This is a genomic window from Streptomyces graminilatus (genome assembly GCF_001418565.1).
GTDB lineage: Bacteria > Actinomycetota > Actinomycetes > Streptomycetales > Streptomycetaceae > Streptomyces > Streptomyces graminilatus.
In genome coordinates this window covers 1-8,082 of the sequence record NZ_LIQQ01000249.1, presented here as the reverse complement: position 1 = coordinate 8,082, position 8,082 = coordinate 1, and the positions used below count along the sequence as shown (strand labels likewise).

At 68.0% G+C, this 8,082-nt stretch carries 6 protein-coding genes; 5 read left to right on the top strand and 1 reads right to left on the bottom strand.

Annotated elements, in window-relative coordinates:
* Positions 1-187 precede the first annotated feature (187 nt).
* Genes AOK08_RS21305 through AOK08_RS47465 form a run of 5 tightly spaced genes read left to right on the top strand, consistent with a single transcriptional unit; the run spans position 188 to position 7,085 of the window.
* Positions 188-1,051 (top strand): TnsA-like heteromeric transposase endonuclease subunit, encoded by an 864-nt coding sequence (locus tag AOK08_RS21305; protein WP_079054172.1) that lies wholly within the window; start codon positions 188-190, stop codon positions 1,049-1,051.
* Positions 1,048-3,339: a transposase gene (locus AOK08_RS21300; protein WP_055528432.1), complete on the top strand. Its 2,292-nt coding sequence runs from the start codon at positions 1,048-1,050 to the stop codon at positions 3,337-3,339. Before AOK08_RS21305 ends, AOK08_RS21300 begins: the two co-directional genes overlap by 4 nt.
* A gap of 1 nt (position 3,340) precedes the next feature.
* Positions 3,341-4,633, top strand: a complete 1,293-nt coding sequence (locus AOK08_RS21295; RefSeq protein WP_063794102.1) for an ATP-binding protein — start codon at positions 3,341-3,343, stop codon at positions 4,631-4,633.
* Positions 4,630-5,844 (top strand): TniQ family protein, encoded by a 1,215-nt coding sequence (locus tag AOK08_RS47470; RefSeq protein ID WP_055528427.1) that lies wholly within the window; start codon positions 4,630-4,632, stop codon positions 5,842-5,844. Before AOK08_RS21295 ends, AOK08_RS47470 begins: the two co-directional genes overlap by 4 nt.
* Before the next feature lie 5 nt (positions 5,845-5,849).
* Positions 5,850-7,085, top strand: a complete 1,236-nt coding sequence (locus AOK08_RS47465; RefSeq protein WP_241827035.1) for a TniQ family protein — start codon at positions 5,850-5,852, stop codon at positions 7,083-7,085.
* A 98-nt stretch (positions 7,086-7,183) separates the two neighbouring features.
* On the opposite strand, the gene AOK08_RS21280 is transcribed toward AOK08_RS47465, so the two are convergent.
* Entirely contained in the window at positions 7,184-7,990 is an 807-nt protein-coding gene (locus tag AOK08_RS21280; protein WP_055528419.1) for a phosphotransferase, read from the bottom strand.
* Positions 7,991-8,082 lie beyond the last annotated feature (92 nt).

The window sequence follows — 8,082 nt, the reverse complement described above, 5'->3', positions numbered from 1 at the left end:
GCTGAGACGTAGCTCGCTACTTGTCGTCAACCGCCCACCCTGACCAGGCGGTTCCTGGACCGCTGAGCACGACAACTGTCGTCAGATTCGCATCGTTCTTGGCGTGTACCGCCCTTATTGCAAGCAAGTTGTCGCCAACTCCGAAGATCACCGACTCCCGGGAAGGGGGTGCCGTTTGTCTGGGTACATGACTGATCTACAAGGCGTCGCCGCCCCGTACGCCGGGGATAGAGCGTCGTACGGTGCCGGGCCGTTGTGGTCCCACCGGTGTACGTGGGAGGACCTGCTCATACCGGTCTCCGTGGACGCCGGCCGGGCCGGCCTGGATGTGTCGGACGGCTGGGCGGACCGGTGGACGGCGACGTGGAGGTACGCCGGGGACGAGGTGACGGGTCCGGTACGGCATCTGGGGCATGCGCCGGTGGCGGACCGGCGGCCGATGCGGGGGTTCACCTGGCGGCGCGATCAGCGGCACCGGCCTGGTCTGGAGTCGCTGCTGGCGACGGGGCGTCTTCACGGGTTCGAGAGTCTGGAGGAGGCCCAGCTGCTGGTGGCCCTGGACTTCGCCGGTGATCTGGTCGAGGTGCTGTCGCAGCCGCTGTGCATCCGGTTCCGCACGCGGGCGAAGTGGCGCAGGCACACGCCGGATTTCTTCGTGGTCTCGCGGGCGGGGGTCTGGCTGATCGATGTGCGGCCGAGGCCGTTGATCGAGCCGGAGGATCTTGAGAGCTTCGCCGCGGCGGCGGAGGTGGCGCTGCTCTGCGGCTGGCACTACGTGGTGGCGGCCCAGTGGCGCCCTCAGGTGAGGTCCACGCTCGACGCGATGTATGCAAAGCGCCGTCCGTTCCGTGACGTGCTCGGTGTCCAGCCGGGCCTGCTCGCGCATGCTCAAAAGGGACTGCCGTTCGGGGAGTTGGCCCTGACGGAGACGTACTGGCCGGTGGCCCGCGCGCATCTTCTCCATCTGCTGTGGCATCGCCGCATCGGTGTCGATCTCTCTCAGCCGCTGACGGACAGCTCACGAGTGGTGCTGGCGGGAGGTGCCTCGTGAACGCGTTGGCCACGCTGGATCTCTCGCCGGGTGCTGGCATCGTGCTGGATGACGTGGAGTGGCGGGTCGAGCGGCAGGAGCCGCATCTGGGCCGGGTGCAGCTGGTGCGTCCGGACGGTGGCAGGCAGCGGGTGACCTTCCGTTTCCTGGTCAACCACCCGAGATGCCGTCCCTCGTCGCGCACGGCTGCGGAGGGGGTCAACCGGGGGCGTCAGCCGTCGACGTGGAGTGACGTCAAGCCGGAGAAGCGCCCGCTGATGGAACAGCGCTTCGAGCATCTGATGGAGGTGAAGTGCGGTTTCCGCAGCGGGGATCCGCTGCGTCCTGAGCCGGGCGAGCCGCGTCCCGAGTACGACCCGGACCGCACGACGCTGACCGCGCGCCGGGAGGCGAAGGCGGCCGAGTTGGGGGCCTTGCGGCCTGCGGAGCTCAAGTTGCTGGTGGGCGTCGGCCACGTCGGGGTGCGCACGCTGGAGCGGTGGGAACGCCGGCGCAGGAAGTACGGGATGGTCGGCTGCGCCGATCACCGGTGGCTTCGGGAGAGCGGGGGCCATCCGAGCGTCGGTGAGGAGGTCCGTGAGGCGATCCTGGCGGTCAGGGAGGAGACGCGCCACCACCGCTCCAGGGTGAGTGGACGCACCCGGGAGAACATGATCCACCGCTACCTCCGGGAGACCTTCCCGGAGGAGGAGATCGAGATCCCGAGCTACCACACGCTGCTTCGGATCTGGAAGGAGTGGTTCGGTCCGGGCGGTGCCCGGCCGCGCTACGACCGCTCGGCCGACCTGCCCGCCAAGAACGGGCACGTGGTGGTGACCCGGCCGGGACAGGTCGTCGCTCTGGACACCACGATCTTGCCGGTCATGGTCCGCGAGAACGTCTTCGGCGATCCGGTGACCGTGCACCTCACGCTGGCTCTGGACGTCTACACCCATTCGATCTGCGCGTTCCGGCTGACGCTGGTGTCGGACTCCTCGGTGGACGTGGCGATGGTGCTGCGGGACGTCATGCTGCCGCTGCCGATGCGGGCGGAGTGGGGCGACGAGATGGAGTGGCCCTATCCGGGCCTGCCCGCCGCGGTGGTCGCGGAGTTCGCCGGGCACAAGGTGGCTGCCCTGCCGTTCTTCACGCCGGAGACGGTCACCTCCGACCACGGTTCCGTCTATCGCAACCACCATCTCGTGGATGTCCAGGAGGCGATGGGCTGCCGGATTCTGCCGGCTCGCGTCCTGCGGCCCACTGACAAGCAGGCGGTGGAACGTGCGTTCGGCAGCTCTCGTTCGCTGCTGTTCGAGAAGCTGGCCGGCTACACGGGAGTCGACGTCGCCGATCGCGGCGCCGACCCGGAGGGCGACGCGGTGCTGACCATGAGCGAGATGGAGCATCTGATCGCGACCTGGGTCGTGAAAGTGTGGCAAAACCGCAGGCTGGGGGAGTTCGCGCCCTTCTGGGACCCGGGCGGCGATCACAGCCCCAACAGCCTGTTCGCGGCCTCCTTCGCCCAGGAGGGCTTCGAGATGGACATCCCGTCGCCGGATCTGTACTACCGCTTCCTGCCCGAGCACCATGTGAAGCGGATCTACCGGCGGGGCGTGAAGATCAAGGGGCTTTGGTACGACGCCGAGCTGCTGCATGACCCTGACCGGCACTCCTCACGGGGCGGCCGATACAAGCAGACGTGGGTCATCCACCGTGAACCCCGCGACCGGCGGGTGGTGTTCTTCCAGGATCCTGAAACGCACGAGTGGCACACCCTGCGCTGGACGGGCCTGCCGTCCGAAGACGACGTTCCCGCCTTCGGGGACGCACGGGCCGAAGAACTCCTCACACGCGTACGCGAGGCCGGGCTGAAGCCGCGCTCCGACACCGATCTTCTCCCGGTTCTCCTGGAGATGCTCGGAGCCGTTGATCCCGTCGCGGGCTGGCCGTCGCAGATGACCAAGTCCCAGCGGATCCAGCACGCCCGGGAGATCGAACAGGCCCGCGCGGCGGCCGCAGACCGTCCGCAGGCTCCGAAGAAGCCGGGCGAGGAAGCACCCTTGGCGGCCGTCGGTACACCGGCGTCGGGTTCGTGGCAGGAGCGGGCCCAGCAGGCCGCCAGGAGCCTGGACTCCCAACGGCGCCGACGGCGCGAGGAAGTCCTGTCCTCCTCGTCTTCCCTGGCAGCGCCCGCACCGCTCGGCACCAGGCGCCGAGGCCGCAACCTGTTCCTCCTGGCGGACGACGAAGGCGACGACCGCACCGAAGGCCCCGAGCACCCCGACTCGCAGACGACGGACGAGGAGTGAGATGAGCGACCACGGCATGCCCGCGGCGGACAACCCCGTCCCGTTCCTGCGCTTCGGCCCCAGGCCGGACCGGACCACCTACGAGGGCTGGCAGGAATTCCGCAAGACCCGGGACCTGTTCGTGCCGGTCAAGAAGATCACCTTGGCCGAGTACCAGCTGATGAGCCCGCGCAAGAAGTCCCTCCACGATCTGCACCGGGCCGCCACCCACGTCAACATGACGTTGCTGGAGACGCCGATGAGCGTGGCGGTCACCGATCTGATGCGCTCGCGCATCCAGAACAACGCCATGCGTTTCGGTCCCGGCACTCTCGACGGGCTGATGATCAACGGCGGTGGCTACCAGGGCAAGACGGAGACCGCCTGCCGGACGGCCGCCGAGTTCGAGGATGACTGGCGGGAGCTCTTCGAGCAGTACCGTTCCCACTACGTGGACGCGATGCCCGGCACCCGGGACCTGATCGCACCGATCGCCTACTGCCAGACACCGGTGAAGGCCACCCCGATCGCTTTGTGCGAGGCGATCCTCGACTTCTACGGCGCCCCCTACGGCAAGAACCTGCGCGGCATGATCCGCAACGTCCGCGAATCCATCAAGGCGCATGCCACCACCGTCCTGATCATCGACGACATCACACGGCTCAAGATGCACCGCGAGGACGACCAGGACACCCTGGACCTCATCCGCGGCCTCATGGACTTGGACGTCACGCTTGTCCTCATCGGCGTGAACATCCCCCGCTCCGGGCTGCTGAGGGAGGGCTGGCACGATCCCCGCACCAAGCAGTGGGTCTATGCGCCCCTGACGAAGGGCAAGAGCTACAACCCCGACGCCTCCACCCAGACCGAGCGCCGCTTCGACCTGGTCAACCTCGACCCTTTCGACTACAGCACCACCGCCGGCACCGAGGCGTTCACCGAGCACCTCATCGGCATCGAGAACCAGATCCGGCTCTTTCACGCAGGTCCGGGCACTCTGTCCGAGGGCAACATGCCCGAGTACCTCCGCCGCCGCACTCACGGCATCGTCGGGCTTCTCCGGCGTCTGATCGAAGACGGCCTGGTCAAGGCGATGGACAGCGGTCTGGAAGACCTGACCGCCGACCTTCTCGACGAGATCCCCATCAACCTCGGCAACGTCCCGGGCAAGGGCAACGAGCGCGACGCCGATGCCGGGGAGATCCCTGACGTCGACACCGCGCCCGAGTCGAAGCAGAAGCCGCAGCAGGCGCCCAAGAAGGGCCGCAACAAGGTCTACGACGACCCGGGCACCCCTGCGGCGGTGGAAGCATGAACCGCCGCCCGCTCTCCCGCAGCCTGGTTCCGCTCGATGACGAGTCGCTGGCAGGGTTCTTGCTGCGCTTGGCCACATACACCGGGTGCTCGCCGGCCGTGATCGCCGACCGCATGGGCCTTGGCCAGTACTACCGGGCAGCTATGCCCCTCGGGTCCCTGCTCACGCTCTCGTCTGAGCAACTCGCTGAATGCGCGCATGTCGCCCGCCTGTCCCATGCGGAGATGGAGGGTCTCCTCCTCGCTCCCCTGGGACTGCGCTACGGGCCGCTCAACCACCAGCTCTGGCCCTGGTCCGGCCCTCAACAACTCATCTACCTGAGGCGCTGGGTCTATCTCCGGAACACCCAGTTCTGCTCACGCTGCCTGACCTCGGACAACAGCGCTTTCGGGGTTCTGCTCGGCGGTTCGTGGAAGAGGCGCTGGCACCTTGCCGTCTCCTTCGCCTGCGTCGAGCACCGACGCCTCCTCAAGCGGGACTGCCCCCGCTGCCAGCATCCCGCACAAGCAGCCCGAGCGGGCATCATCGAGCACGCCGCTGAGGAGGATCTTCACCCCACGCAGTGCCGCGCCTCCATCCACTGGAGAACGAGCAGTAAGAGCGGGTCGATATGCGGCACCTACCTGACGGACGGCCCGCACGAGGCTGTTATCTCCAGTGACCCCAGTACCAGGAACGAGCTTCTGGCGCTCCAAGGACGCATCGACACTCTTCTGTCCGCCAACGGACCTGACATGGCAGCCAGTTGCGGACAGCCAGTCCCCGTCGCCCAGTACTTCCTGGATCTGCGCGCCGTCGCCGCGCTGATCCTCATCTCCTGGCCCCAGGCCCGCCCCTCGGCCGTCACTCCGACCCTGGCCAGGGTCATCGGCGGAGAATCGACCCGTCGCCGCCAACGAGCCTCGGACGCACTCCGACGAGCCAAGAGCGCGCCCATAGGCGACATCTTCCTCGAACCCCCGACACGTCCCATGGCCACCGGGGCCGTCCTCGGTGCCGCGGAACAACTCCTGAACGCCGCCTGCGACTCCGAGGGCCGGTCGGCACTCGCCGAGCTCTACCAGCAGTCGGAACAAGTACGTCCCACCGTCAGCCGAAGAATCGCTGACGCTCCCGGCATCTCCCCGGTTTTGCGCGGTTCCCTCGGCTTGCCGGTCCGCCGCCTCGGCTCCCGCCCACGCCGCCGGGCAACAGCACAGGAAGCGAGGTGAACCGCATGCGACCCCTGCCCCGCAGCCTCGACCCGCTGCCTGATGAGACCCTCACCGGATTCATCCTCCGTCTCGCCCACCGCGCGGGCACCACACCCGGCGAGATCACCATCCGCACCGGCCTGGCCCCCCAGGACCGCCCCGGCCTGCCCACCCGCCTGCCACTCGGCTCCCTGCACCACCTCAACGACAAGCACCTCACGGCCTTCGCCAGCGCGACACACCTCACGCCCTGCGAAGTCACCGGACTACTCCTCGCCCCGCTCGGAGAGCGCTACGGACCGCTGAACTCCGCGCTCACGCCCCGCAGAACACCCGCACGGATGATCTACGACAACCCATGGGTCCTGACCCGCTCCACCCGCTACTGCCCGCCCTGCCTCGCCGGGGACGGAGACGCCATCCAGGACAACCATGGAGGCGCCTGGCAACGCCTCTGGCGCCTCCCTGTGGTCTTCCTCTGCCTCCGCCACCAGCGCCTCCTCCAGCACGAGTGCCCCCGCTGCGGAACACCCGTCCACTCCGTCCGGACAGCCAACGCCAACGCCATCGCGCGACTGTCCGACGACACCCTCCACCCCGGGCAGTGCCGCTTCCCGGCCCGGCCGACACCGCAGCACCAGCCCGACGCAGCCTGCGCAACCGACCTGACCCGCCTTGATCCGCCTTCCACGGAACCCGACACGGTCACCATGACCGTGCTCCTGCAACTCCAACAACAGTTCGTGGACCTGCTCACGACGGGCGGCCCCGAAACGGCTATGAGCGCGGGTGCGCCGGTCCCCGCCGCCCACTACTTCGCCGACCTGCGTGCCACGGTCGCCATGATCTTCCGGACCTGGCCCGTCGCCCGCGAGTACGCCAGCACACCTTGCCTGGCCACCGCCCTCGACACGGAGTACACCTCCCGCATCGCGCAGGCCGAGCCGCTGCTCAATACCCCGGGCAAGAAGAAGACCTCCAAGCCCTATACCGCACCGCCCAGGGACTCGCTGGCCACTGGAGCCGTCCTGGACGTCGCCTCGCAGCTGCTCCGAGCGGCAGACCCGCACGAAGCGCGAACCCGGCTGGCCCCACTCGTCCAGCGCCTACGCGACGTCGACCGTGCGCTCAGCACCTGGCTTCGCCGTCCGGCCTGGATTTCGCCACCGCTCAGGCAGTCCGTCATGGATCCCCCTTCCGTGAGCAGACCTCGTTTCCGCACGAGCCGAGACAGCATTCTGACCACCCAGCCGATGTGAAGGGAGAACGAGCCGTGTTCTATCGGAGAGACAACCAAGACCCCAGACTTCATCGCGCGCTGTCAGCGGCTGTCGGCCGGACACGCACAGCCCGGCAGTCAGCCCGGCCCTTGGCCGTTGGCCAGCCGACGCCTGTTGGCAGCGATCCAGTCGCGGGAGCGCAGGTTCATCTCCTCATAGCCAGCGGCCCACATGCCCGCATATCCCGGATGCCCGGCCTCCGCGCTCGCCCGGATGTCGTTCAGAGCGACATCGAGGAAACCCAGCAGGATGTCGACCACCCGCCCCCGCTCTTCGGACGACAGACTGTGAACAGCAGCGAAGCGGTGGAAGCGACCGACGAGATCGCTGTCGGCTCGGGCGTCGGTGACGTCCGACGGAGCCCGCAGGGGAACCCAGTGGCGGACGGCGACCGCGATGTCGAAGAGCCGGTCTGCAGGCACGGCGAGATCGAAATCGATGAAGGCCGCCGCCCGGCCGCCGCGCACCACGACGTTCTCCAGACAGAGATCGGTATGGCAGACCAGATCCCCCTCGGCCCCCGGCGGCAGACGCCTCTCGCGCCAGACGACCCCTTCCGGCAACTCGAAACCGACCGCCGCAGCATGCAGTTCACGCTGCATCTGGGCAACGCTGACCAGCAACTCCTCGTCCGCTGCCCAGTCCGGGAAAGGAGGCACCGCGACGTCGCCGGCCACGTAATCCAAGATCTCCCGGCCCTGCCGGTCCATCCCCAGAAACCGTGGAGCCGCTTGGAAACCCGACCGCTCCAAGTAGTTCAAGAACAGCCGCACTGCCTCGGCGTTCACACCACCAGGCCGCCGCACCGTCTCGCCGATCCGCACTACCGCGCCAGCCTGGTCAATCCCGCCAGCCAGGGAGTGTTCCATCGTCTCGTCGGTCACACACCGATTCTCACCCGGACCCGCACCCCCGGGGCAACAGCCTCCGACGACAGATGTCCTGCAAATACGACACCTATCGCGCTCAGGCTCAA